22 protein-coding genes are annotated in these 24,744 nt (G+C 40.4%); 4 read left to right on the top strand and 18 right to left on the bottom strand.

Features of this window, described 5'->3' with window-relative positions:
* Window positions 1–61: 61 nt before the first annotated feature.
* The 15 genes from A4F88_RS02690 to A4F88_RS02620 all read right to left on the bottom strand — a co-directional run bounded on the left by A4F88_RS02690 (window position 62) and on the right by A4F88_RS02620 (window position 14,726).
* Complete coding sequence (locus A4F88_RS02690; RefSeq protein ID WP_068840983.1) at window positions 62–1,375, bottom strand: hypothetical protein; 1,314 nt, start codon at window positions 1,373–1,375, stop codon at window positions 62–64.
* A 5-nt stretch (window positions 1,376–1,380) separates the two neighbouring features.
* Window positions 1,381–1,980 carry a YceI family protein gene (locus A4F88_RS02685; protein ID WP_082815673.1) on the bottom strand — a complete coding sequence of 200 codons (600 nt, stop codon included), beginning with the start codon at window positions 1,978–1,980 and terminating at the stop codon, window positions 1,381–1,383.
* Window positions 1,981–2,101: 121 nt separating this feature from the next.
* Window positions 2,102–2,476, bottom strand: a complete 375-nt coding sequence (locus A4F88_RS02680) for a ferritin family protein (protein ID WP_068840981.1) — start codon at window positions 2,474–2,476, stop codon at window positions 2,102–2,104.
* Between the two features lie 153 nt (window positions 2,477–2,629).
* Entirely contained in the window at window positions 2,630–3,376 is a 747-nt protein-coding gene (locus tag A4F88_RS02675) for an SDR family NAD(P)-dependent oxidoreductase (RefSeq protein WP_068840980.1), read from the bottom strand.
* 19 nt (window positions 3,377–3,395) lie between these two features.
* Window positions 3,396–4,358 (bottom strand): MlaD family protein, encoded by a 963-nt coding sequence (locus A4F88_RS02670; RefSeq protein WP_068840979.1) that lies wholly within the window; start codon window positions 4,356–4,358, stop codon window positions 3,396–3,398.
* A gap of 43 nt (window positions 4,359–4,401) precedes the next feature.
* Entirely contained in the window at window positions 4,402–5,145 is a 744-nt protein-coding gene (locus A4F88_RS02665) for an ABC transporter ATP-binding protein (protein WP_068840978.1), read from the bottom strand.
* A gap of 3 nt (window positions 5,146–5,148) precedes the next feature.
* Window positions 5,149–5,907, bottom strand: coding sequence for an MlaE family ABC transporter permease (locus tag A4F88_RS02660; protein ID WP_068840977.1), 759 nt, complete (start codon window positions 5,905–5,907; stop codon window positions 5,149–5,151).
* 289 nt (window positions 5,908–6,196) lie between these two features.
* A complete protein-coding gene (locus A4F88_RS02655; RefSeq protein WP_209442816.1) occupies window positions 6,197–6,604 on the bottom strand; it encodes a hypothetical protein in 408 nt (135 codons plus the stop codon).
* A gap of 205 nt (window positions 6,605–6,809) precedes the next feature.
* Window positions 6,810–7,481, bottom strand: a complete 672-nt coding sequence (locus A4F88_RS02650; protein WP_068840976.1) for a BON domain-containing protein — start codon at window positions 7,479–7,481, stop codon at window positions 6,810–6,812.
* A gap of 51 nt (window positions 7,482–7,532) precedes the next feature.
* Window positions 7,533–8,915, bottom strand: a complete 1,383-nt coding sequence (locus A4F88_RS02645) for an NAD-dependent succinate-semialdehyde dehydrogenase (RefSeq protein WP_068840975.1) — start codon at window positions 8,913–8,915, stop codon at window positions 7,533–7,535.
* Window positions 8,916–8,935: 20 nt separating this feature from the next.
* A complete protein-coding gene (locus A4F88_RS02640; RefSeq protein WP_143154987.1) occupies window positions 8,936–9,427 on the bottom strand; it encodes a hypothetical protein in 492 nt (163 codons plus the stop codon).
* 160 nt (window positions 9,428–9,587) lie between these two features.
* Window positions 9,588–10,748, bottom strand: coding sequence for a glycoside hydrolase 100 family protein (locus A4F88_RS02635; protein ID WP_068840973.1), 1,161 nt, complete (start codon window positions 10,746–10,748; stop codon window positions 9,588–9,590).
* Window positions 10,749–10,760: 12 nt separating this feature from the next.
* Window positions 10,761–11,903 carry a glycosyltransferase family 4 protein gene (locus A4F88_RS02630; RefSeq protein WP_068840972.1) on the bottom strand — a complete coding sequence of 381 codons (1,143 nt, stop codon included), beginning with the start codon at window positions 11,901–11,903 and terminating at the stop codon, window positions 10,761–10,763.
* Window positions 11,900–12,541, bottom strand: coding sequence for a PIG-L family deacetylase (locus A4F88_RS02625; RefSeq protein WP_068840971.1), 642 nt, complete (start codon window positions 12,539–12,541; stop codon window positions 11,900–11,902). The genes A4F88_RS02630 and A4F88_RS02625 overlap by 4 nt, the downstream gene beginning before the upstream one ends.
* Before the next feature lie 673 nt (window positions 12,542–13,214).
* Complete coding sequence (locus tag A4F88_RS02620) at window positions 13,215–14,726, bottom strand: ATP-binding protein (protein ID WP_068840970.1); 1,512 nt, start codon at window positions 14,724–14,726, stop codon at window positions 13,215–13,217.
* Between the two features lie 597 nt (window positions 14,727–15,323).
* On the opposite strand from A4F88_RS02620, the gene A4F88_RS02615 reads away from it, so the two are divergent.
* Complete coding sequence (locus A4F88_RS02615; RefSeq protein ID WP_068840969.1) at window positions 15,324–15,515, top strand: cold-shock protein; 192 nt, start codon at window positions 15,324–15,326, stop codon at window positions 15,513–15,515.
* An 88-nt stretch (window positions 15,516–15,603) separates the two neighbouring features.
* On the opposite strand, the gene A4F88_RS02610 is transcribed toward A4F88_RS02615, so the two are convergent.
* Window positions 15,604–16,662 (bottom strand): 3-oxoacyl-ACP synthase III family protein, encoded by a 1,059-nt coding sequence (locus A4F88_RS02610; RefSeq protein ID WP_068840968.1) that lies wholly within the window; start codon window positions 16,660–16,662, stop codon window positions 15,604–15,606.
* Between the two features lie 429 nt (window positions 16,663–17,091).
* Here A4F88_RS02610 and A4F88_RS02605 point away from each other — a divergent pair, with 429 nt between their 5' ends.
* Window positions 17,092–17,601: a response regulator gene (locus A4F88_RS02605; protein ID WP_068840967.1), complete on the top strand. Its 510-nt coding sequence runs from the start codon at window positions 17,092–17,094 to the stop codon at window positions 17,599–17,601.
* A gap of 162 nt (window positions 17,602–17,763) precedes the next feature.
* On the opposite strand, the gene A4F88_RS02600 is transcribed toward A4F88_RS02605, so the two are convergent.
* Together A4F88_RS02600 and A4F88_RS02595 are read right to left on the bottom strand one after the other, a co-directional pair.
* Entirely contained in the window at window positions 17,764–17,982 is a 219-nt protein-coding gene (locus tag A4F88_RS02600; protein WP_068840966.1) for a hypothetical protein, read from the bottom strand.
* A gap of 229 nt (window positions 17,983–18,211) precedes the next feature.
* Window positions 18,212–18,433, bottom strand: coding sequence for a hypothetical protein (locus A4F88_RS02595; RefSeq protein ID WP_068840965.1), 222 nt, complete (start codon window positions 18,431–18,433; stop codon window positions 18,212–18,214).
* 723 nt (window positions 18,434–19,156) lie between these two features.
* Here A4F88_RS02595 and A4F88_RS02585 point away from each other — a divergent pair.
* Both A4F88_RS02585 and A4F88_RS02580 read left to right on the top strand, forming a co-directional pair.
* On the top strand, window positions 19,157–20,767 hold the full coding sequence (locus A4F88_RS02585) for an arylsulfatase (protein WP_068840963.1): 1,611 nt from the start codon (window positions 19,157–19,159) through the stop codon (window positions 20,765–20,767).
* A gap of 792 nt (window positions 20,768–21,559) precedes the next feature.
* The gene (locus A4F88_RS02580; RefSeq protein ID WP_209442815.1) at window positions 21,560–24,634 is read left to right on the top strand and encodes a non-ribosomal peptide synthetase; all 3,075 of its coding nucleotides are present in this window, start codon (window positions 21,560–21,562) and stop codon (window positions 24,632–24,634) included.
* Window positions 24,635–24,744: the final 110 nt, after the last annotated feature.

Below are 24,744 nucleotides of genomic sequence, written 5' to 3'. Positions count from 1 at the left end.
CACTGCTCATTTTTATTATTGATGTTGGACACTTTCTGCGAAGTATGTTTTGGGCTATTATTTAAAAAACCACCGCTGCCTCTAACATAAAGCCGTCGAATTGTCCGCCATGTCTGATATCGATAGGCTGAAAATTTTTATATTTCTGATTTACGTATTCGGCTTTCATCAGGATATTTTTTGTCAGGAACCATCCTGCAGAACCTGCCACACGATTAATGGTCTGGTCATTTTGGTTTAGCGGAGAATCAGTTAGGGTATTGTATCTTCCTGCAATCCAGAAATTTTCTTTTCCGGCTGGAAACCTATAAATCAGATCAATAGCAGACTGCACAACCTGATGGGTATCTGCCTGGGTAATTTTTCTTCCTTTGGCCACTTCATAGGTTCCAAAGAGTTCAAAACCTTTAAACTTCACAAAAGGATTGATCATAAAAGCTGTTACCTGCTGGCTGAATTCAGGATTGTAACGCCCTGAGCGGAAATTATCAACGGCTGTTGCCTGTGTATTTTCCATGACATAAAAATAATGCGAACCGGTTCGGTCACCCGCAAAAAGGGTATTATTCAAAGCTCGTTTTACGTGGTAAAAGGAACCGGTAATCCTTAATCGTAAATCTTTGTCGAATTGTTTGTCATAACCTATTTTACCATGTAATGCCGGTGTGGGTTTGTTTAATTCTCCTGTTGCCGCATCAATTTTAGTGGAAACCACCACAGTTGGGTTCAGGGCGCCATTTGTGAGTCCGAGCATGACCATCATACCTGAAGGGTCATGGAAATAGACTTCCCCTCCAATCTCAGTGGCAAATTCATCCATAATGTAATTTTCAATAAAAGGGTTGTAGATTGCATTGCCTCCGTCGGTCCTCCTAAAGTGCTGATCCCCATAGTCCACGTCGTAGGCGCCTACTTTCAGGGTTACATATTTCATTGCCTGATCTATAAAACTGCTTTTTAGAAAAGAAAGTTTATCAAACTGTATATAACCACCCTTGACCCAGGTTTCCTCATGATGTCTAGATGATAAATAAATAGTAAGGTTCATTCGGATTCCATCATCGAGTTGCGTATCGAGATTCAGGTTGGCCATAGCCAGATTGAACCCATTGGTAATATCAATAAGTTCATTGCTGTTTATGCCGTCAACAACCACAGGGTTTGCTGTATTTTGATGGTTTAGTCCTTGAAAATCCAATGTTAAGTTACCACCCATCTTTACTGTGAATCCTTCAAAAGAGGAGCTGTCCTTCTTGGTGGTTTCAAAAACATTCAGGCCTCTTTGATCGTTGTACCTAAAATACTGTATAGGTTTCTTTTGTGCCTGTGCCAATGTTATCCAAAGGCACAGTAATAGCAATATTATATTTTTCATGTGAATTAAGATTTTTCAAAAAGAAAAGAGAATTCAAGTTTAATGGCATCACCGGTTTTCATGACTCCGCCCATAAAAATAGGCGCAGTAACCTTGTAGTTGCTCATGTTTATTGGGTAATTGCCCTCACAGCTAATGCTTCCGTCTTTATTTGCAAAGCAGTACAAATCAATAACAACATCTTTGGTAGCCCCGGCAATGGTCAGTTTTCCGGCTGTTTTGATATGGAATTTGGAGTTGTTTGAGCTCATTACTTCAGCAGAAACCTGTTTGTATGTGATTTCTTTAAACTGATCTGTTTTCAGGGCTTTGTACGCATTTTTGTCTAATTTTTTTTGACCGCTTTTAAGGGTGAGTACCGGAAGGTTAAACTCAATGGCGCTGAGTTTTGTAATTTGATTTTCAGGATCGATATTAAATGCTGCTTTTCCTGAAAAAACAGCCGTTTTCATCGTCCAGTCATGGAAGGTGGAGGTTCCCGATATCTTCATTTCATTAACTGTGGATTTCCCTATTGCGAAATGGGATTGTGCCATAACCTTCTGGTTTAGCCCTGAGAAGATTATAGTCAGGATAAGTAGTGCGAATTTTATTTTAATTTTCATGATTGTTCTTAATTTGTTAAATCATTATTGTAAGTAGGAGCGAAGGAACCAGGCCATTTTCTCATGGCTTTCGGTTAGTGTGGTAACAAAATCATCTGTTTGACTATCTTTAGAAGACGTTTCAAGCAGGGATGTATTTTTTTTTAAGTATGGTAATAAGGTTTTCATGGTCGCCTAGTAATTCACTTATATAACCTGAGCGGTCATTTATTTTTTTCCTTTTTTTATTGAACCGCGTTACCTTTAAAAAAGCTTTGAGCATAGCATCAGCATAATGGCCAGTGGTATGAACACGTTTTTCAACGCGCTCAATTATACTATCAATTTCGCTGGACTGGGCAGTAAAAAAAAGATATTTATCCTGAAAATTAATCAACTGTAAGCTGTCATCTATTCTTTTAGTTTTAGTTAAAAGGATATACTCATCACAAAGAATACTCGAGAGTTTACTCGAAAGGTTTCTTATATGGGCTCTTTTTGAAGTAGTGGTTTTCATTTTCGTTTTTTTTGTAGTTGTTTATTTTCAGAGCAAAGTTGAAATTATTAGAGCCAAACCAAAATGACATAAAGCGCAGCAATAAGTGATGGTTGTTACTTATTGGGAAGGGTAATATCATAACTCTTGTTAAAGTCATAATAACCCGAATTTTTAAGCCAGTACGCCGCCATCTAAAATAATCTGGGTACCATTGCAATAACTGGAATCATCACAGGCCAGAAAAATAAATGTTTTGGCTACTTCCTCAGGTGTACATAATCTTTTGGCCGGAGTGCCATCGATCCAGGCCTGATGGACTGTTTCTGGCGCTGCGTCCAGTAAAGGTGTTTCTACATAATAGGGACATATAGCGTTGCCACGTATGTTTTGGGCGCCATATTGAACGGCAATATTTTTTGTTAATCCCAATAAGCCATGTTTGGCAACCGTATAAGGGACTAAACCATGTTCGGCTTTTAATCCGCCCAGAGAAGACATGTTGACAATAACACCACCGCCTTGTTTAAGAAATTGCTGCAGTTCGTATTTGACGCAATAGAACTGACCGGTAAGATTCACGGCGATCAGGGTATCCCATAAAACTTCAGACATATCATGAATTCCCGAATATACCCCGCCGATTCCTGCATTATTGAACGCCACATCAAGCCTGCCGTATTTCTCAACAGTGGCTGTAATGGCCTTTTTAACGCTTTGGACATCACTGACGTCAATTGGGACGAACATGCACGGAGCGCCCAGCGCTTCAATATCCAGAATAGTCTGCTGATGGTCTTTCCCGGGAAGATCGGCAACAACAACTGTTGCGCCTTCTCGCGCTGCTTCCAGAGCGGAGGCTTTTCCTATTCCTGAATTGCCTCCTGTAATAAATACTACTTTGTTTTGAAGTCTTTTCATTTTTCTTTTGGATTGATTGTTAGTTAGTACTGACTGCTTTTTGTAGTTCTATTTCTTTTTTTACCTCTTGTTTTTTCTTTTTTTTGAAATAACCCCTAAGCAGGAAATTCTGCTTGGCTGCCTGTTCGATTTCAATTAGATTTTTAGAAGCTGTTTGTAAATTTGTTAAGGTTGAATCTAAGGAATTGGACAATTTCTCATCACTGATCAGTTTTGGCAGGATGCCTTTTCCTGTATTTAGTTTTGAGGTAAAAACATTTAAATCAGTGACACTTTTCTCAAAACCGGAGAGTGTTTTTTTTACACTGTTGGCATAATAAGGATCGGTCATCAGTTTTGACAATGTGCCGTCCTTGTCGTTTATTTTTTTTGTAAAAACAGCAAATTCATTGGAACTCTCCTTTAGGTTTTTCATGGTAAGATCGATACTGTTTGCAAAATTCTCATCGGTTAGTACTTTAGAGAGTGCGCCTTTTCCGTTATTGATTTTATAGCTGAATTCAGAAAGTTGTTTGGTAATAATCTGGGCATTGTCGACACTTTTTTTGAGTCCGGCAATCAGGTCTTCCATCCCGACTGCTTCATTAGACGCAATCATATCGCCGTCTTTTACCACTTGTGCCAGACTGTTTTTAGGGGAGATCGTCAGTACTTTATCGCCCATTAACCCATCAGAGCCAATACTGGCCCAGGCATCGGTTTTAATATATTGATGCACTTCTTCTCTGATGATTATGTCGACCACTACGGTAGAATCCGAAATAAAGGAAATGTCTTTTATGGTACCAATAGTTATTCCGGACAATAGTACATTATTGCCGTTTTTTAGTCCGCTGACATTTTTGAATTTTGCTTTTAAGTGAAATGTGTCACCAAAAAGGTTTTGGCTTTTGCCAATGAAATAAACCGCAACGAGAAAAATCGTGAGCGCGGCAATGACAAACAATCCCAATTTCCAGATATAGTCTGATTTTTTCTTCATGATGGTATTATTTAAATAGACAAGCCAGTGCCTGTCGGGGGTATTAATTGGCTGCAAAAAAGAATGATCTTACCCACTTATCTGTACTGTTTTCGAGTTCCTCATAGCTGCCCTTTGCATGGATCAGACCATCTTTGATAATAATGATGCGGTTTCCGGTCATTTTTGCACAGATCATATCATGGGTAATGATAATCGATGTTGTTTTGTATTTTTTCTGTACCGATAAGATAAGTTCGCTTATTTCCTGTGCTGTAATGGTATCGAGTCCGGCAGTAGGTTCATCATAAAATATAATTTCGGGCTTGATGATTATCGTTCGTGCCAGACTGATGCGTTTGACCATACCGCCAGATAATTCAGAAGGCATTTTGTCAATAGCCTCTTTTAGTCCAACGCTATCAAGGGCTTCAAGGATTTGCTGCTGGATGTCTTCTTCTGTCAAATGGCGGGTATGGTGTTTGAGGGTAAAAGTCAGGTTTTCACGAACCGACATGGAATCGTACAAGGCTCCATCCTGAAACATAAAACCTATTTTGAGCCTGATTTCGTTAAGCTGCTTATAAGTAAGTTTTGTCATTTCTGTACCCAGGATTTCCATTTTGCCTTTATCTGGATCCAGAAGGCCTACAAGGCATTTTATCGCAACTGATTTCCCTGAGCCGGAACGTCCCAGGATCACAAGATCCTCGCCTTTGTTTACCTCAAAACTAATCCCTTTGAGGACTTTGTTTTTCCCAAAGGCTTTGTAGAGGTTTTTGATTTTTATGATGGGTTCTTCTTTCATGGTTTAAAAAAATAAATCGGTGATTTGAACTGCAAGCATATCGACAATAAAAATAGAAAGTGACGCTGTTACGACTGCTGAATTTGCCGCAAGTCCAACGCTTGCCGTACCACTTGAAGCATTAAAACCTTTGTAGCAACCGATCACTCCGATAAAAAATCCAAAGAAGAATGTTTTTATCGTAGCGGGCATAAGATCCAGATAATCCAGATGTTCAATGACTTCTGAGAAATACCTGCTCATTGTAATGCTATTGTGTATGTTATAGCCAATATAACCTCCAAAAATACCCACCAGATCAGCAAAAATAACCAGCAGCGGCACCATTAGCGTTGTGGCTAATATTCGGGTAACTACCAGATATTTATAAGGATTTACGGCAGAGACTTCCATGGCATCAATTTGTGAGGATACTTTCATTGAGCCCAGTTCAGCGCCAATGCCCGAGGCAATTTTTCCGGCGCAGATAAGTGCTGTAACTACAGGTGCTATTTCCCTGATCAGGGAAAGTGAAACCATGCTTGGCAACCAGGATTCTGCGCCAAATTTTGTCATGGTCGGCCGGGACTGAATGGTCAGTACCAGACCCATGATAAAGCCCGTTATGCTTACAAGAGGAAGTGATTTACATCCGATGGTGTAACATTGGCGCAGGAACTCATTGATTTGAAAAGGAGGGACGAAAATTTCTCTAAAAAAACGTCCGATGAACAATGAAAAATTTCCTGCCTGTGTAAGCTGCTCTTTTACGATGGCTATCATTATACTGAGATTTGATTTAGATTATAGTTTAAAAAACAATTTTATTGGGTTAGGACCTGATTTCCGTACAGGTGAATTTTCTTCTCTTGACCGCTATAAAATTGAATTTATGATGCTTTTACTGCATATCATTCTGCACTTTTCTGGCAGTACTTTTACCTGGCAGATAGATTTGAAAACCAAACGATGCATTTATATTTCCCTGATAGGGTGTACTTCCAAACCCCACCAATGAGTTGTATTTTAAAAGGAATTCAAGTCCGATGTTTGGGGTTACGAAATAGGCAAATCAAGGACCTGCACTGATGTTAAGTCCGTTGGTATTGTCACCATCACTTACATTAACTCCTCCAAGACCTACAGTGGCTTCCCCAAAAAAGCGGCTGTGTTTTATAATTTCCTTTTCTTTACCAAGGTAGTAACGACCCAATGCACCAATACCGTAGTTGGTTGTGGTAGCAGAATGTTTGGCTGTTTCAAGCCCTAAGTCAACATAACCTCCAAGGGCCAGATTATCTTTTATGAACAAGGCAACTTTTGGGGTGATTTCTGCGCTGAATATCTTTGGTCCGTTAAGCCCAAGATTTACATTTGCCAGATCCCCGCCAATTAGAATGTTTCCTTTTTGAATCTGTGCATTGGAACTTAACGCAGATGCTAATAGGGCAATGGCGAATAAAATTTTATAATTTTTCATTTGTTTTAGTTTTAAATATTTACATTATTTCTAATACAAAGGTGCAGTATCATTAGGCCTTTAGAAATGATGGATATCATTGCGCGAAGTGACCCTCATTACATTTATTGAAGTTGTTGTAAAAAAAATCCCTGAATGCCATAGCATATTCAGGGAAGATATTTTGTAATTCAGTACTTATGTTTAGATAAATAGTTTTTATTTTTTACTCTGTAAAGGCATAGTCGTAATCGACTGCCAATTCATTTTTCACAAAAGCAACTCCGGGGGTATTCCAGGTAATTCTGGCTGCTTCTTCTTTTTGGTATAACGAGGTAACATCGCCTGTAAGGGTTACTGTTGTTCCGGATACCGAGACGGTAATATCCTTGGCATTTATGGCCCAATGGCGCGCTAAGGCATTCTCCACGTGTTTTTTCTCAATGGCACTGTTGGATTCAGACTGAACGCTGATATTGTTTATAACACCTTTAACGCCCCTGAGTTCAGTGGCCGATTTTCTGGCCAGCTCTTTTTGATAATTCCATCCCAGCTGGCCCTCCAGCGTAACCCAGCCGTCCTCAACTTTAACTGTCAGGTTATTATGAGGAAGCAGTAGGTTTTCTGAAAAGGATTTTACCAGGTCTGAAGCAATATCAGTATCATTTTTTATAAAGTGGCGCGCGTCCTGTATCTCAATTTTTTCCACTACTGCCTTGACACCGCCTACTTTTTTGGCGGCATTTTCGGCTTCTGTCTTTTTATAATAATTGTCTACAATTCCCGTAAGGGTCACAATGCCGTCTTTAACAATTACGCCAATTTCCGCGGCATGCAAAAGCGGTTCCCATTTAATGGCATCCTGTACGTCTTTTTGTAATTCTTCATTCGTTTTCATAGGGTATATTTTAAAATTCGCAATTTATTTTTCTTATAAGGAGTGTTAAATTCAAAAAGGATCAGAGAGCGCGCTCACCCGGATGAGTTTCTTATTCACAAATTCATTAATTCCAAGTTCAGATAATTCCCTTCCGTAGCCTGATCTCTTGGTTCCTCCAAAAGGCAGATCTGCCTGTGTCCAGGTAGGGTGGTTGATAAATACCATTCCGGTATCAATCTGGTCTGCCACGCGTTTGCCGCGTTCTATGTCACTTGTGAAAATAGATCCTCCAAGTCCGAAAGGGCTGTCATTGGCAAGGTCAATGGCGGCCTGCTCATCTTTTACCCTGTAAAAAGAGGCCACAGGTCCAAAGAGTTCTTCATCATAAGCGGCCATTCCGGGTTTCAGGTCTGTTAGTATAGTGGGCTGCATAAAAGCTCCCTCGCGTTTCAGGCGACTGCCTCCCAGTACAACTTTGGCCCCTGCATCTACAGATCTCATCACCTGATCGGCTAGTAGTACAGCTGCTTCTTCATTGCACAATGGGCCTAAGTCTGTTGTTCTGTCCATAGGGTCTCCTACTTTCAGGCTGGCCATCCTTTGGGTGAATTTGGCAAGGAATTCATCGGCTACGGCCTCAAGGACTATAAATCTTTTTGAGGCAACACAGCATTGTCCGTTATTATTGATTCTCCCTACCATGGCCCAATCTACTGTTTTTTCAATATCGGCATCCTCCAGTACAATAAAGGCATCGTTTCCTCCAAGTTCGAGAACCGATTTTTTAAGGTTTCGGCCTGCCTCTGCAGCCAGACTTGCCCCGGCAGCCTCGCTTCCCGTTAAGGAAACTCCTTTGATCCTCTGATCAGAAACAAGCAGTGAAGCCCTTTTTCCGGAGATCAGAAGGTTGGTGTACAATCCTTTTGGAGCTCCGGCCTCACTGAATAGTTCTTCTATGGCGATGGCACACTGGGGAACAATCGAGGCATGTTTGATAAGTACGGTATTGCCCGCGATGATATTGGGGCCAGCAAAACGGGCTACCTGATAAAACGGGAAGTTCCATGGCTCAACGGCAAACACAACACCCAGTGGCATATAACGTATAAAGGCTTTGCCATATTCAGGATCAAGGTGTTTGTCAGAGAGGAATTGTTCTCCATTATCGGCATAATAATCGATGATATTGGCGCTAAGGTCTATCTCGGCTTCTGCCTGAGAGATCAATTTTCCCATTTCAAGGGTAATGATACTGGCGAGCTGCTGCTTTTTTTTACGCATGAGAGAGGCCACTTTATGCATTAAGTCAATTCGCTGGATAAAGGATGTTTTTCTCCATTGCTGGAAAGTTTCAGCTGCTTGGGCAACGGATGTTTCAAGGGCTGCATCGGTCATTTCTTCAAAACTTTTGATAAGGGTATTGGTATTGGGATCAATGGTTTGTATGGACATGATATTTGTTGTTTTTTAGATTATTGCACATTATTTTTAAAAAGGTTTTTGGTCGCTTTGTCAAGTTCATCCATATCGTAGTTGAATTCCCTTTGGAAAGATTCATTTTTGGATACAATGGAATCATTAAATTTGAGCATGCCGTTTTCGAATTCCGCGTTACGCGCGCGCAGCTTTTCCCTTATTTCTTTAAGCTTTTCGTGGATCTGGTTCAGTTCATTTTTTAACCTCAAATTTTCTTTTTGATCCGCCTTGGTTATTTTTTTTTGAAACTGCCTGATCTTCTCATTTAAGGCCTTAACATCTTTTTCGGATTTATCATTAAAATTTTTCCACTCGCTTATCGTTTTTTCCTTCGCTGCGTCCGTAGAATCTTTTGCAGCCTGCTGCAGCTCTCGATTGGCTTTATTGATATTGTCTTTTGCATCGCTCAGGTCTTTTTTTGATGCCGTATTACAGCTGCAAAACATCAGGGAGATGTTTATTACAAGGATTGTAATGGTTGTTTTCATGAGTATCGGGATTAATTTTTTTAAGAAATTTTCTTATGGCAAAGATGTGTTTAGGTAGGCACTCAGCAAATGATGCGCAGCACATTTGAAAGTGATCTGAAACACTTTATTGACCATCCACCTGCTCTGTCTTAAAAATGATATTTTTTAAGGCTAAAAATCACACCACAAAATAAGGGGTCGTATTGGTCTCTACGCAGGCCACTGCATAGATGTAGAGGGAAGCCGACCAGCTCTGCCAGTCCTGACCCATAGGCTCGCCATCCTGGGCTTTGTACCATTCATTAAAACCATAATCGAGGTCTTTGTTTCTTGATTTTTTAATTAGGTCCGTTAGCAGGAATAATTTTTCTCTTGCCAGTTCAGGTTTTCCTGCCCGAACCAGAGCCGCTATGTGAAGGGCTGAAATGAAAGGCCATATACCTCCATTGTGGTAATCCCCGGGAAGGTTGTACTGCTCATATCTGGGGATCCAGTCGGGGTCTTCCGGCAGAATATAAGGAAAGAAATTTGGGGCCAGTTTTAAGGCCAGATCATTACTCTGTATCATAATCTCACATTGGTTTTCGATCCATTTCACAATATGATCTGCCCTCTGCTCAGAAGCAAGTCCTGAGAGAACAGCCAGACTGTTGCCCAGCAGGTCAAATCGTTCGCTGTTGTATATTTTATAAGACCACAGGGCGTAATAGGGCTTTTGTTTTATCAGCATCCCTTCGTGCAGATGCGTGGGATTTGTAGGGGTGGTAATGGTAAAATGCTCCATTGCGTTTTGCAGCCCGATTGCTCTTTGGGTGTGTCCAAGTATCTTGAGGTAGCTGTAGGTTAAGGTATTAACATACAGGCCAAAGCCCAATACCCACTGCTCATCCCGCCAGTCACTGGTGGGCTGCTGTGCCACAAGGTAATCGTCGGAAGGGCTCTGGTATTCCATCCAGGTTAATGCCTTTTGGACTGCCTCTTTCAGAAAATCCTTTTCAGCTGTTAATTGCCTGAAAATACCCACTGCCATTAAAAATAATGGGGTGGTATCACTTGCTCCGCGATTATCAGGGTCATGGACCAAAGAGGGGATATGGCCTCTTAGGGACTGATTTTTGGAAAGTGTCTCCAGGGTTTTGCGCATCACACTTATTAAGGTTTCGTTTTTGGATACGGCAACCCCAAGGATACAAATCATCAGATCACGGGTGTAAGGCTCGGGATATCCCCATGCGGCAGTTCTGGGAAGCCCGTCAAAAGGGCCTTTTGCATTATGGAGCAATACTTCTAAGGCAGCACTCTTTGCTTGTTCTATTTCTATCCAGTTTCTTTGGTCCATGAGCTGAGGGATTTAATATATTTGGAGTCTTTCATTGATGATTTTTATAAATTTCGCTGCCACAATCCTGTAGTCGAAGTTTTCAACCGCGCGTTCGCGGCCTGCAGTTCCCATTTGCTCACGGAGATCCCTATTATTCATTAATTTGACAAGGGCATCTTTGATATCCGCTACATTGGCACGGTAGTCCACCGTTCTTGGCTCCTCAAATACAAAACGCCTGTTTTGCTCAAAGCCTGATTCGCAGCCCAGGGTTACTTCATTGACTACTATTTTTTGTCCTATACCCGCCAGGCAGGCAGTCTTGTTGTCTATAAGGGTATCGAGCATTCCCATTGCCTTAATACCGATTACGGGCTTACCGCAGGCGCCTGCTTCCACCTGGGGCATACCAAATCCTTCGAGCCTTGATGGGGCGGCATAGATATCACAGGCATTTAACATGTAGGGGATGAAATTTCTGGATATAATACTGGTTTGGAATATCACGTTATTGCTGATCCCGAGCTGTTCGGCGAGCTTTTGGTCCAGGTTGCTCTGAAGGGCAGTTCTGGGCTGGGGCCAGACCTTACATACATATTTCCAAGGCGGCAGTTCTTTCCCGGCAATAGCCAGGGCTTCCATGACCTCGCGCGCACCTTTGGAGGCTGCATCCCCGCCAATGGTCAGCAGGAGCTGTTCCCCGGGTGCTATTGAAAGGGCTTTGCGCGCTGCAAGTACTTTTGGATCATTTTGGGCATAAGGCCTGAAGGCATCGGTATCACAGCCCACGGGAAGAACTTCAATATTATCCCCGCTGATGCCATCCCTTACATACATTTCCTTTACCCAGTTAGAGGTGACCAGTATCAGCGGCAACCCGTTCAGGACATTTTGGTAATTGGCAATATAGCCGTCGGCCACCAGCCAGGGCACCGCAGTGATACCGAATTTCTTGGGGTGTAGCACCAGCTGAGGCGTATGCCCCCAGTAGCCGGTGCCGACCACAACATCAGGTTTGAACCAGTCGTAGTACCATTGTTTTTCAAGTGCTGATTCTACATGGACCGCATGGGCTTCCACACCATTGGCCAGAAGGCCTTTATAGAGCAGGTCCCCCTGAGTGGCAAGACCGCCGGGAGTGGGCGGATAATCGTATAATACAAGTACTTTCATAATTTTGTTTCTTTAAGCCAGTTACGGTTGTCTTTTTTGTTGGAAACTCTCCAGAATGCTTCTGTTTTTGGAGTTGTTTCGACTTCCCAGCTATCGGGGGCAAAGCCATATATACGTGTCATAATTTCATATTTCCTCTGCCAGATATCAGATGGAAGTGGTAACTGGATATCAGCCATCATCATAGCCTGGGGATAATGCTGCTTATTGTGGTCCTGGTAGGCAAATACCAAAAGCTCACCACATGAAATTTTTCCTTCATCCCACAGGCCTATTACAGAGCAGCCTGTTTCTTCATGCCTGATATGCCTTGTATATTCGCCCATCGGATTGTGGGTAAGGATGAGATCATAGTGATCTGCAGGTAATAATTGCAGTATTAGACGGTCGATTTCTGATTTATCACTTGGTAACTGGTCAGGTCCGTCGTCCAGGTTTCCCATGATACCAGTGCATTGCAGCGCTTGGAGCGCTTTATAAAATTTAGGGGCCCTGTCAGGGTCGTATTTTCTGCAAAGGCAGACAATAAAACATTCCCAATAGGGATTACTGAGCAGCATTCCTGCAGCCCATAGGGTTTCATCATCAGGATGGGCCACGATAAGAGCTACTTTTTTTTTCTGTTCTTGCATCTCCATGTATAAGGTGTTAGGTATCACATAGCAAGTTAAGGGGAAGTAAAAAAAACAAAAATGACGAAGATTACCTTCTCAGGTGATCTTCGTCATTTTTTAAAACAGGCGGCCGGTCTATTTTTATGCAGTTAAAAATCAGTTTATTTTTAACTGCAGGAGCTGCTCGAGCTGTAGACTGTCTTTTATATAAATATTTCTTTTGTCAGTTCCGATTGTTTTTTATCAATATTATAGTATTTATTTTTTGGGAGCTCTTCCCTCTATAAGATTCAATCTTTGCGGCGAAGCCCGCCACAAAGGATTTAAACTTCTCACGAGCAAAGCGAACTGGCGAAGCAATCGGGGCTAGGGCTGCTTAGGAGCCCTTTTTTTGTCTTGCAGAGATGCATATTCCAGTACAATTACTGTATCAAATGCATTTTAAAATTTATAGTAAAGGTGCACTTCTTATCATTGAATTTTTTATAAATCACTTAATTTTCTTGAAAATTAAAATGATAAACCCGCCCCATACAATTAAGCAAGGGGCGGGCTGTCCATAAACATAATCTTCCATTTTATGCCTACTTAAAACTTTTGATTGTATACTGAAATGTTTGCCAAATTGAACTTCACAATTTGCAGTAACACATTTGCGATAAGAATCTTTTGAGTTTATTTATTTGTTTGCAAAGTGCTAAAGATAAGGATCGGACTGTTTTAAAGGAAGGGTCACTGTAAATTCAGCGCCGTTATCTTTCTCACCCGCCGCTGTAATAGCACCATTATGCCTTTTGGCTATTTTTCTGCACAGCGCAAGGCCGAGCCCGTTTCCTTCGAACTGGTCTTTGGAGTTCAGCCTTTCAAAGGCATCAAATATCTTCTCGGCAAAAACAGGGTCCAGTCCAATGCCGTTGTCCTTTATTTTTATTTCCAGCACCTCAATGCCTTCTTGATTCTTTATAATAGTAGAAGTGATGATCACCCGCGGCGGCTCATCGGCCTTTGAGAACTTCAGCGCGTTATGTATCAGGTTGTAAAAAAGCTGGTGGATAAGGATAGGCGCCCCTTCAATATGGGGAAGCTCACTTATCACAAGGATTGCTCCTTTTTCATTTATGATCAGTTCCAGATCGGTTTTGATATTTTCAATGACCAGGTCAAGGTTTATTTTCTCAACAGGCTGCGACCTTTTATCCAGTGTCGAGTAGGCAAGGATGCCTTCAATGATCGTCTGCATTCTCTGAGCGGACTGGTCTATTTTGCTCAGGTACTTTTGTGCATTTTCATTAAAAAGGGTCTGCGGTTCATTTCTCAGAAGACTGTTGAAGGTTTTTATTTTTCGCACAGGCTCTTTAAGGTCATGGCTCACCACACCCGCGAAATGCATAAGGTCATCATTGGAGCGCTGGAGTTCCTGCGTGTTTTGGGCCACTTGTTTTTTAAGCTCCTGCTCAAATTCTTTCTGCTCGTGGATATCCTGTATGATCCCGATAAGGGTGCCGGGGGTTCCATTTTCGTCGGTGATAATTCTGCCGTTGATCTTCACCCATTTGAGTGATCCGTCATCGTTTATGATTCGGGCCTCGTAGCACATTTTACCTGTGCTTTGCGCCTTTTGGTGTGCTTTCTCGCGTAGGGCCTGATCCTCCGGGTGCAGTTTGGCTATGAGCTCTTCGTTGGCTATTTCCCCTTCGATAGACCAGATGGAATTGAAATTTCCAGAGGTTTTTATTTTTTTGGTGGCAAGGTCTATCTCATAGGTTCCCATCCCTGAGGATTCAATAGCCATTCTGAGCCTCTGCTCGGCGCTCTGGGTCTGCAGTTTTGAAAGGTGCAGCTCGGTCACATCCGAGCCTGTATTCATCACCGCATAGACCGCGCCTTGCTTATCAAAAAGAGGGATAAAGCTGTAATTGAAATAATAGGTTCTCATAGCGCCGTCCACCATTAAATCAACCTGTTTGTCCTTGGCGTGGAAGGGCGTTCCGGTTTTGAGCACGGCCAAGGCTTGGCCCGCAAAAGCCTGGTTTTGAATTTCGGGAAGTACTTCAAGATATTTTTTTCCAATTACATCATCTCCTTTACCCCAGGCCTGCATCATAGCGGGGTTGGCGAGTTGTATTTTTAATTCTTCCCCTGTATAAACAGCGGTGGGCAAGGGGGTATTATCCACAATGTCCTTCAAAAGCAATAGATTGTCATACATCGTTGGGTGGTTTAGATTCTAACGAAAGTAGATGTAATTAATTTTAGTGTGTTATGTAAATATAAAAGAATGTTTCATAATTCCAATAGAATTTTTTAAATGCTCTTTGGGGATAAGCACAGTTTAGCAGCAATGATTTATTTAAATAATTAGTACTGCCTGGAAAATAATACTGTTTTTTTTGGAGCTCTTTTGTGCCAAGTCTGGGTCAATTGTATTTCGTTTTATTTTTTAGGTTTAATATTGTTTTCAGGAGCTTTTTCCTGCTATATGTTGCACCCGAGCCTAGCGAACTAGCGAAGCAATCTTTTGTGGCCAGTCTGGGTCAATTGTATTTCGTGTTATTTTTTAGGTTTAATATTATTTTTCAGGAGCTTTATCCCGCTATCCGTTGCAATCTTTTGTGCCGAACACCGGCACAAAAGGATTTTCACTTCTATCGGGGCTAGGGCTGCTGCTCAGACAGCAGAAGTATCAGGGAAAATCTGTAGCTTTTTTGTTTTGGAATACCTGAATTTATATTAAATAAAATAAAAAACTCAAATCCAGTCAGTTCTGGTTTAATAAAGCTACCTTTACGCCCTTAAATACATTAAAATGCAAGAAGGTACAGTAAAATTTTTCAATGAAGAAAAAGGGTTCGGATTTATAACTCCAAGTAACGGAGGGGCCGAAGTTTTTGTTCATGCTTCAGGTCTATCAGAAAACATCGCTCAAAACGATGCAGTAAGATACGACGTAGAAGAAGGCCGTAAAGGTCCAAACGCAGTAAACGTAGTTGTAGCATAATATACTATCACAGTGAGCTTTTAAAGGCACCTCTAACGAGGTGCCTTTTTTGTTTGTACCGGGGATCAGTTTCCCGCTATAAAACTGCTTAAACTTTGTAAACAAAGGCATTAATATTCATCCCTGCACCAACAGACGCAAATAAAATGATATCTCCGGTTTTTATTTCATGTCCGGGCAGTTCCCCTTTTGAAATTAAATCATACAGCGTAGGGATTGTTGCCACGCTGCTGTTTCCCAGAAATTTAATAATCATGGGCATAACATCTTTCGGAGGTGTTTTTCCATACAGCTTATAAAACCTGCTGACGATGGCCTCATCCATCTTTTCATTGGCCTGATGTATTAATATCTTTTTGATCTGATCGATCTGAATTCCTGCCTTGTCAATGCATCTTTTCATTGCCTGGGGCACTTGGTTTAGTGCGAATTCATATATTTTTCTTCCATGCATCTTGATGTATCTTACATCCTGATCTTGGGCGGGATCAAACGAGCTGCCAAAGTAGAGATAACCTGCCTGTTCAAGGGTAAAACTCGCACTGTGATGAGAGAGTAAACCTTTATGGGTGTCTGATAATTCAACAATTGCCGCCCCGGCGCCATCTGCGTATATCATGGAATCCCTGTCGTGTTTGTCTACAACACGCGAAAGGCATTCGGCGCCGATAACCAGGCATCTTTTGGCTATCCCCGCCTGCATATAGGCGTTGGCATGAATCATGCCCTGAATCCAGCCCGGGCATCCAAAAATGATATCCAGAGCAATACATGAGGAATTTTGAATATTTAACTTGTTTTTGACCCGGGAGGCCAAGCTGGGCAGCATATCGGACTGTATGGTATTATAACGCACATCCCCAAAATTATGTGCCACTATAATGTAGTTGATACTCTCGGGGTCAATTCCGGCGCTATCAATAGCCTTTTGGGCGGCTATAAAAGCCAGGTCTGATGCAGCATAATGCCCGGGCGCATAACGGCGCTCCTCAATTCCTGTAATGGCAGTAAATTTCTCGATAATGCGTTCTCTGGAATAATTCAAAGACCTGCCATTTTCATCTAAAAAAAGGTGGTTCTCAAAATATTTATTAGAGACTTTGATTTCGGGAATACAACTGCCGGAACCTATAATTCTCATATTCATATTTCCAAAATTTAGTCTGCGAATTTATTAAATCGAACTATTTTTCAAAAATGTTTTTTCTTTTTTTTGAATTGGAATGCAGAAGGGAGCAGGCGCTTGAATAACAGATTAAGACCATCATCACTCAAGGCAATAAATAACTATTAATGTGCCAAGCCTCTTATGGAACCCCAATAACGGGCTTGTCATTATCAAAAGGCTGTCATTACTATTCCCAGCCGTTGTGGTATCTCCTGTCGAGTCAATGATCTTTCCCACAGGAATAAAAAAAATCCCCAGTCCTTTTGTTTGTTGGCAAAATTGCCGCCCATTTATTATTTGCCACTGCGCTTTATATCTAAATTTGTTACTGATTTTAAGATTATTGATTTGCAGCAGATTTTATTATAAAATATATAGTATTTTTGACAATTCTAACCGCCCTTCAAGATGATAAGTTCTGAAAATCCAGCCCTAACCACTAATGACTCAGAAGAAAAAGAGCCGGTAAAAATTCTGCTGGCCGAGGATGATAAAGAAGACCAGGAATTATTTATCGATGCCCTGGATGAAGCGCAGATTGCCTCTGAGGTAACTACCGTAGAGAACGGGCAGGAGCTCCTCGATAACCTCAGGGATGAGTCCCAGAGCGATCCGGATATTATTTTTATCGATGTCAATATGCCCGTTAAAGGGGGCAAAAAGGCGCTGGAAGAAATAAAGAACGATAAAGACCTTCGTGATATTCCCACCGTTATGCTCTCCACCTGGGATCATCCCGCAGATATTGAAGATACCTTTGATAAGGGGGCGGACCTCTATGTGCAGAAGCCCAGTTCTTTTGCCGGCTTTGTGCTGGTGCTCAAAAAAGTGTTCCTTCTGCACTGGGCAAAAGCTTTACTAAGACCGGTTATAAGTTTATTTTTTGTTTCGGAAAAGAATATATCTCACAAGGATTAAATAATCCGCTTTTCTCCCTGCATATTTTAATTCGGACTTTATCCTTGCAATAGCTATAATTGATTGTGTAATTGGAATGGGTATGCAATACTATAAATCCAGTATGGAGTAATTATAAAAAAGTATTTACAGAATTTAATACCGCTGTTTGATTTTCCGGTATCATCCGTTTATTTTTTCCTTATGATACTGTTTTAGCCATTTTTCCATTCTCTGCAATAGCTGCACTTCTTTAGGATCGCCTGTGGGATTGCAAAGCCCCGTGATGGTCCTTTCATAGTTAAACCTTTTATCCTCAAAGCAGCAGGTGAATTTCGGCACCTCGTTGTGGGATACCAGCCATTGGTTAGCTTCTGCATTTTTTATTTCAAACTTCTTCATTTCGTGTAATCTCCTTTACAGCGGCAGGTACTGATATGCTCTTGCGTTTATGCGCTGTTTTTGCTGCTGGATTGTAACGGGTAAAAGTAGGGGATTATTGCCTTTATGGTGTTATATAATTTACAGGCGGGGATTTTTTTTGATGCCTTTAGCTATTATGTAATTTCATTGGCATTATCTACTCTCGCTGGCTTATTTAATCCTATTACATTACCTTGATCTCAGTACATTAGAATTTTCGCCCAGAAGGTTTAGTATTGCGCGGTGCACCATGAGTTGATTCATCCCTGGCGCGTTCATCTTCTTTTAGCTCCTCGCGGCCAAGCTGCCCAATTTCAAATTCCCTCCTGACCGGATTATCGTTTTCGGGGTCTATGGTCTCAAAGGAATCATTTTCAGCCTCATCGCTCTTTTGAATATCCATATCCCCCTTTGAAGGGTCATTATCCATAAGGTCCTTTTCTATGTCCTTGCAGGTTATGTCTTTGGGGCCGTTTTGGGGTTTCTTATAAGGGTTCGGCGGGTCATAGGGGCTGGGTGTTTTTGGCTGCGGCTTTTAGGTCTTTGATTTGGTTTTGGGAATTACGGTCTTCATGATCGTAATTTTTGGTTGTATGGAAATTTTTTATTTTATTTTTTTATCAGGTAATCAGGTATTTAGATAGGGTATTGTGAATTGTTGGTGAATCTAATTGGGATGATTAGCATCGACGATTGTATTTAATATTTTTTTAGTTTTAATGTTATTTTTTTGGAGCTTTTTCCCGCTATCCGTTCCAATCTTTTGTGCCGAACCCCGGCACAAAAGGATTTCCACTGCTATCGGGGCTAGGGCTGTCCATACAGCCTGTTTTGTATGGATAACTGATTTGTGAAACCAGTTATCCATTTTTTTTTGATCAAATGCTAAATTTTCAACTTTTTACATGAGAGAAGATTAGCCACTAAAATTCAATGTACTAAGAAAATAAATATATCAAGCAGATCATTTTCCATAGAATTTGAATCATTTAAGTGAGTTTGATCGTTTCATTATAGAGAAATGCGTTTCATATTATAATATGAAACGCATTTTTTGCCTGTAGCCATTATAGTAATTATTATATACAATAATTTTATATAGAAAATTTCTTATAGTTTATATCATCTCAATACAAACCCAAAATCATCTATTATGGAATTTAGAAGACAATTTATCAAGGATGAAATATTTTTAAAATTTTTCTTCACAGTTTTACTTTCTTCAACAGTTTTGTCAAATTGCCTTGCGCAAGGCAGTAAATCAAAACCAAATATTTTAATTATTTTCGGAGATGACGTAGGCCAGACCAACATCAGCGCTTATTCTTTTGGTCTGGTAGGCTATAAAACGCCTAATTTGGATAAACTCGCCAGCCAGGGAATGATGTTTACCGACTATTATGCCGAGAACAGCTGTACTGCCGGTAGGTCTTCCCTTATCACAGGCCAGACCCCGAAGCGTACAGGATTGTCCAAAGTAGGTATCCCGGGTGTTGCCGTAGGTCTGCAGGACCGCGATGTAACCATAGCACAGGCCTTGAAGCCGCTGGGTTATGCAACGGGGCAATTTGGCAAGAACCATTTGGGTGACCGCGACGAATACCTGCCGACCAACCATGGTTTTGATGAATTCTTTGGAAACCTCTACCATTTAAATGCAGAGGAAGAGCCCGAAAGACCGTACTGGCCAACGGAGAAAGACCCTGGGTTTGTGAAAGCCAATAGTCCGCGCGGGGTATTGCACACTTTTGCTAATGGGAAAATAGAAGATACGGGGCCGCTTACCAGAAAAAGAATGGAAACCATTGATGATGAGACAACTTCTGCGTGTATAGAGTTTATCAAAAAACAAAAACAGGATGGAAAACCCTTTTTCACCTGGATGAATTTTACAAGAATGCATGTTTTTACCCATGTTCGCGAATCGATGAAAGGACAGAGCGGAATGGCAGGCAATGAATATGCCGATGGTATGATTGAAATGGATATGAATGTTGGCAAATTAATGCAGGCGCTGGATGATCTGGGCATAGCAGAGAATACAATCGTAATTTTTACAACAGATAACGGGCCCAATCAATTTTCTTGGCCCGATGCCGCGACAACTCCTTTCAGGAGTGAGAAAGATACCAATTGGGAAGGTGCCTTCCGTGTGCCGGCATTTATCCGCTGGCCGGGAAATATTCAGGAGAGATCCGTATCAAACGAAATATTCTCAGCTCTGGACTGGTTTCCAACCCTGCTGGCAGCAGCTGGTGACACCACTATAAAAGACCGCTTACTCAAAGGGACTGCTGTTGGAGGCAAACAATTTAAGGTTCATCTTGATGGATATAACCAATTGGATTATCTGACTGGAAAACAGCCAAAGGGGAACAGGACTGAATTTGCGTATTTTAACGATGATGCCGAGATTGTGGCCTACAGGGTAGGGAACTGGAAGGCCGTTTATCGCGAACAGAAGCAGCCCGGAGGATTTCAGGTCTGGTACGAGCCATTTACGACCTATCGCGTACCCAAGATTTTTAATCTGAGAATGGATCCCTACGAGAGGGCCGATATTTCCTCTGACCAGTACGATGATTTTAGGGTTAAAAATTCCTATATAATGGCCGATATGACAATTCATGCTGCAAAATTCCTGGAAACTTTCGTTGAGTACCCGCCAAGCCAGCCGCCTGCAAGTTTTAGCCTTGATCAGGTTGAAAGAGATGTAGCGAGGAAAATTGAGGAAAATAAGAATAAAGCGAAAAGCAAAAAATAGCGTTAGTTGACTCGTGATTTTTTATAGGTAAAGCTGACTTAAAAGAAGAAATATTACATTTATTATCTACTGCTTCTAGCTGAATCAATCAAATTTATTTGTAACTTAGGGACTGTTTCATGGAAGAGCCGATTGTACTTATTATTTTAAGTACCCGGCTCTTTTTTTTATGTTTTATATTTATTTGATCATGTTAAATGCTTAATCCGTTTTTTATGTCTGGAATTTTTTTTTTAGGTCTAATAAAACGGAAACGAAAACAAAAAAAATAATTAATGTATTGATTAATAGTTTTCTAAGTAAAATAAGGTTCCAATTGTCTTCAATTGGCACCTGCTGGCTTTTTTGTGACCTTAACGGGCAGATTTCTATAAATTTCATCGAAGATCTGAAGAGATTGGCGTTCTATTGGTAATGGCTGTCTTTCAACGGCATAAATAAATTGGTTTGGATGTCCTGTTGGGGATTGCTGTAAAATTTATCTATTTTTTTTGCTATGAGTTATAAATATTCGAACCTAAATCCTGCAGGTCTTATTTTCTGAATTTTTAGTTGTTCAAAATACTTAGTGACACGATTCTGCTACAAAACTTTGACTTGTTAAATATTTCTAAAATACCGTCTTAACTTTTAGTGGAAAAAAAAGGTATCCACTGTTAATTTAGTATTTATTTTATATAATGTAAGATTTTTTAGCTATTTTTATCGTATGTTTTTTAATGTTAAAATTTTATAAATAATTGATTGTTAAGTTTTTAATAAAATAAGTGTTTAACGTAAAATCAAATCACTATGAACAAGGGAATGCATGAAGAAAAGAATGAGAATCAAGGCTTTTTTTTTAGTAGTAATTTTGAAAAACTTTCAAAAAATGTAGTAAGGAAGCTTGAACAGACAGCTAAAAAATGCCCCGAAAAGCTGGCTTTGATTTATGAACAAGAAAGTATTACTTACAAAGAACTCCATGAACAGTCTAATCAGCTGGCTCATTATTTAAAAAGCCAGGGGGTTGAGCCAGGCGGAATTGTTGGAGTCTGCATTGGGCAGTCTACCATCAGAATTATTGCTTTTTTAGCTGTTTTAAAAACCGGCGCAGCATATTTGCCAATTGATGGCGAACTACCGCAGGCACGTATACAGATGATGATCCAAGATGCCAATATTGATTTAATGTTAACTGTCGAGCTGTATTTAGCCAAAGTGTACAACGACAGTAGCCAGAGTATTGCATTAGATTTTTTATTTAAAAATGAAGATTATAAAAAGATAAGCATACAAGGTACCGATGTCGATATTTTACCTGAAAACCCAGCCTACATTATTTATACTTCGGGCAGTACAGGATTGCCAAAAGGGGTCGCTGTTGGGCATCAGTCATTTTATAATTTTATAAAAGCACAATCAAAAGTTTTGGGTCTGTCGTCAGAAAATAAAACATTACAATTTTCTTCTCCGAGTTTTGATGCTGCGATAATCGATATCTGGACCCCTTTAATTAAAGGCGCGAGCGTCTATTTATACCCTAACAATAAAATTGTGGGTGAGCCTCTTTTAGATTATATTGTTAAAAATGAAATCGATACAATTCCGTTATTGCCTCCTATGGTTTTGTCTTCCCTTCCTTTAAATAAACCATTTGGAGATTTAAAAACCATAGCCATTGGAGGTGAAGCCTGTAGTGAAAACACAGTTAAAAAATGGTACAAAAGAATTAATCTGATCAATAGTTACGGGCCAACAGAAGCCACTGTCGCTGTAACAAATTACAAATTTAAAGCAGAAACCAATCCAAGAATTATCGGCACTGCAATGCCGCTTGCACATTTATTTGTTTTGGATGAAAATTTAAAACCTGTTGAAAACGGAATCATAGGAGAACTTTATATCGGCGGTTCTCAGCTGGCTTTGGGATATCTTAACAGGCCCGAAGATACTCAGAAGGCTTTTATAAAAGCTCCTCAGTGGCTGCTGGAAGATTTAAATGGATATGAAATTCTCTATAAAACAGGAGATTTGGTTTTAAAAAGACCCGATGGAAATCTGGAATTTTACGGCCGAAAAGACGATCAGGTAAAAATAAGAGGTTACAGAATTGAACTTGCAGAAATTGAACACAATATGGCAAAGCTGCCTCAGATTTCTAAAGCAGCAATTAAGGTTCAGAAAAAAGAAAACGGGCTTCCGGTCTTGGTGGCCTTTGTTCAATTACTATCTGCCAATGAAGAAGATGGGCAATCGCTGCAAAATATCAGGGCAAAACTGCAGCAGGTAATGCCGGCATATATGCTGCCGGATAAAATTGTTGTGGTCGATAAAATGCCGTTGACGCATGCCGGAAAAATTGATAAATTACTGCTGGAAATTCCAGAAAGTAAAAATAAGAATAATGCAGTTCCCAAATGGAAAGATGACAATCTTTCAGAGATTGTAAAACATATATGGAAAGAATTGCTATCTGTAGAAGAAATTAAAGATCAAGATGATTTTTTTGATCTTGGCGGACATTCGTTACTGCTGGCACAGCTTCACGTCCTGCTTCCTGAACCTGTGAGAAACCTAATCAGTCTTCCTGAACTTTATATTTTCACGACCATTTCATCATTGGTAAAAGAAGTCGAAAAAAGGATGCAGGACACTGAAATTTCTCAGAAAAACAAAGCACAATTGATGATCGATGAATTGGTTCGGGATTCAGAACTGCATATTGATTTTGATATAAAAGAACTTCCAGATGCGGAGGCTTTAACAAATCCGGAGCGTATTTTTTTAACCGGAGTTACGGGTTTTGTGGGTTCACATCTACTGGAAGAGCTGTTGCAGCATACAAGAGCGAGGATATACTGTCTGGTACGTGCGGTTTCACCCGAAAGGGGATTGGAGCGCATTAAGCAAACTTTTGAGAAATTTAAATTATCATGGCTGTCAGATTATGATAGTAAAGTCATAGCTCTTACCGGTGATTTATCCCTGCCGAATTTTGGAATGAATGCTGTTGATTATCAGTTTCTTACCGAGCAGATTCAGGTTATATATCATTCAGGAAGTTCTGTGAGTTATGTACAGCCATATGAGTTAATTAAAAAATCAAATATTGATGGTCTGCATAATGTGATTGATCTTGCAGTTACAAATAAAATCAAATATTTGATTTTATTATCCTCCATGGGAGTTTTTAGCTGGGGAAGGCCTTTTACAAAAAAAACATGGATGTATGAAGATGATGGCATTGATCAAAACATGGAGGCTGTGTCGCGCGATTTGGGATATATCAAAAGTAAATGGGTAATGGAAAGCATTGCTGAAAAAGCCCGGGCAAAAGGACTGCCTATTATCAATTTCAGGTTAGGATTTGCAGTTTGTCACAGCACCTCAGGAGCTACGGTTATGAACCAGTGGTGGGGAGCTTTGATACGGAGCTGTGTCCAGTTAAAATCATTTCCCCTGGTAATGGGATTAAAAGATGAGCTTACTACGGTAGATTATATGTGTAAAGCAATTACGCATATCAGTAAAAACAAAGATGCTGTAGGACTCAATTTTCATCTTTCACCGTTGGCTGAAAATGATGTTTCATTGACTGATTTTTGTTCTAAAATGAATGAGTATTATAATACTGATTTACAAGGAATGGAGTATCACCAATGGCTGAACCAATGGAAACACGACAAGAATCTGCCAATTTATCCCCTGCTGAGTTTGTTTACCCAAGATGTTCATGAAGGCAAATCATTGGTAGAGGCGTATGAAAACACCTATTATTACGACAGAAGCAACACCAGGCAGTTCCTGGCAGATGCAGATTTGACACCACCGGTTTTTGATAAAAAATTAATGACTCCGTATTTGGAATTTATGGGTGTATTTTAAATGATAAAAGTGATCGGAAAGGAACAATACATTTTTGTTGTTCCTTTTTTCTTTTTTTGTCCCACGTTCAAATGATCGATTAATTCTTTAAAATTCAATTTTGATTTATA

It is taken from the genome of Flavobacterium chilense, from assembly GCF_001602525.1.
Classification (GTDB): domain Bacteria; phylum Bacteroidota; class Bacteroidia; order Flavobacteriales; family Flavobacteriaceae; genus Flavobacterium; species Flavobacterium chilense.
Note: the sequence above shows the minus strand (reverse complement) of the source record. Positions and strands in the feature narration are given on the sequence as shown.

What these genes read in the sequence shown, in the direction of transcription:
- A4F88_RS02690 (WP_068840983.1), bottom strand. Translation starts at nt 1,375, where the DNA reads ATGAAAAATATAATATTGCTATTACTGTGCCTTTGGATAACATTGGCA.
- A4F88_RS02685 (WP_082815673.1), bottom strand. Translation starts at nt 1,980, where the DNA reads ATGAAAATTAAAATAAAATTCGCACTACTTATCCTGACTATAATCTTC.
- A4F88_RS02680 (WP_068840981.1), bottom strand. Translation starts at nt 2,476, where the DNA reads ATGAAAACCACTACTTCAAAAAGAGCCCATATAAGAAACCTTTCGAGT.
- A4F88_RS02675 (WP_068840980.1), bottom strand. Translation starts at nt 3,376, where the DNA reads ATGAAAAGACTTCAAAACAAAGTAGTATTTATTACAGGAGGCAATTCA.
- A4F88_RS02670 (WP_068840979.1), bottom strand. Translation starts at nt 4,358, where the DNA reads ATGAAGAAAAAATCAGACTATATCTGGAAATTGGGATTGTTTGTCATT.
- A4F88_RS02665 (WP_068840978.1), bottom strand. Translation starts at nt 5,145, where the DNA reads ATGAAAGAAGAACCCATCATAAAAATCAAAAACCTCTACAAAGCCTTT.
- A4F88_RS02660 (WP_068840977.1), bottom strand. Translation starts at nt 5,907, where the DNA reads ATGATAGCCATCGTAAAAGAGCAGCTTACACAGGCAGGAAATTTTTCA.
- A4F88_RS02655 (WP_209442816.1), bottom strand. Translation starts at nt 6,604, where the DNA reads ATGAAAAATTATAAAATTTTATTCGCCATTGCCCTATTAGCATCTGCG.
- A4F88_RS02650 (WP_068840976.1), bottom strand. Translation starts at nt 7,481, where the DNA reads ATGAAAACGAATGAAGAATTACAAAAAGACGTACAGGATGCCATTAAA.
- A4F88_RS02645 (WP_068840975.1), bottom strand. Translation starts at nt 8,915, where the DNA reads ATGTCCATACAAACCATTGATCCCAATACCAATACCCTTATCAAAAGT.
- A4F88_RS02640 (WP_143154987.1), bottom strand. Translation starts at nt 9,427, where the DNA reads ATGAAAACAACCATTACAATCCTTGTAATAAACATCTCCCTGATGTTT.
- A4F88_RS02635 (WP_068840973.1), bottom strand. Translation starts at nt 10,748, where the DNA reads ATGGACCAAAGAAACTGGATAGAAATAGAACAAGCAAAGAGTGCTGCC.
- A4F88_RS02630 (WP_068840972.1), bottom strand. Translation starts at nt 11,903, where the DNA reads ATGAAAGTACTTGTATTATACGATTATCCGCCCACTCCCGGCGGTCTT.
- A4F88_RS02625 (WP_068840971.1), bottom strand. Translation starts at nt 12,541, where the DNA reads ATGGAGATGCAAGAACAGAAAAAAAAAGTAGCTCTTATCGTGGCCCAT.
- A4F88_RS02620 (WP_068840970.1), bottom strand. Translation starts at nt 14,726, where the DNA reads ATGTATGACAATCTATTGCTTTTGAAGGACATTGTGGATAATACCCCC.
- A4F88_RS02615 (WP_068840969.1), top strand. Translation starts at nt 15,324, where the DNA reads ATGCAAGAAGGTACAGTAAAATTTTTCAATGAAGAAAAAGGGTTCGGA.
- A4F88_RS02610 (WP_068840968.1), bottom strand. Translation starts at nt 16,662, where the DNA reads ATGAATATGAGAATTATAGGTTCCGGCAGTTGTATTCCCGAAATCAAA.
- A4F88_RS02605 (WP_068840967.1), top strand. Translation starts at nt 17,092, where the DNA reads ATGATAAGTTCTGAAAATCCAGCCCTAACCACTAATGACTCAGAAGAA.
- A4F88_RS02600 (WP_068840966.1), bottom strand. Translation starts at nt 17,982, where the DNA reads ATGAAGAAGTTTGAAATAAAAAATGCAGAAGCTAACCAATGGCTGGTA.
- A4F88_RS02595 (WP_068840965.1), bottom strand. Translation starts at nt 18,433, where the DNA reads ATGGATAATGACCCTTCAAAGGGGGATATGGATATTCAAAAGAGCGAT.
- A4F88_RS02585 (WP_068840963.1), top strand. Translation starts at nt 19,157, where the DNA reads ATGGAATTTAGAAGACAATTTATCAAGGATGAAATATTTTTAAAATTT.
- A4F88_RS02580 (WP_209442815.1), top strand. Translation starts at nt 21,560, where the DNA reads ATGAACAAGGGAATGCATGAAGAAAAGAATGAGAATCAAGGCTTTTTT.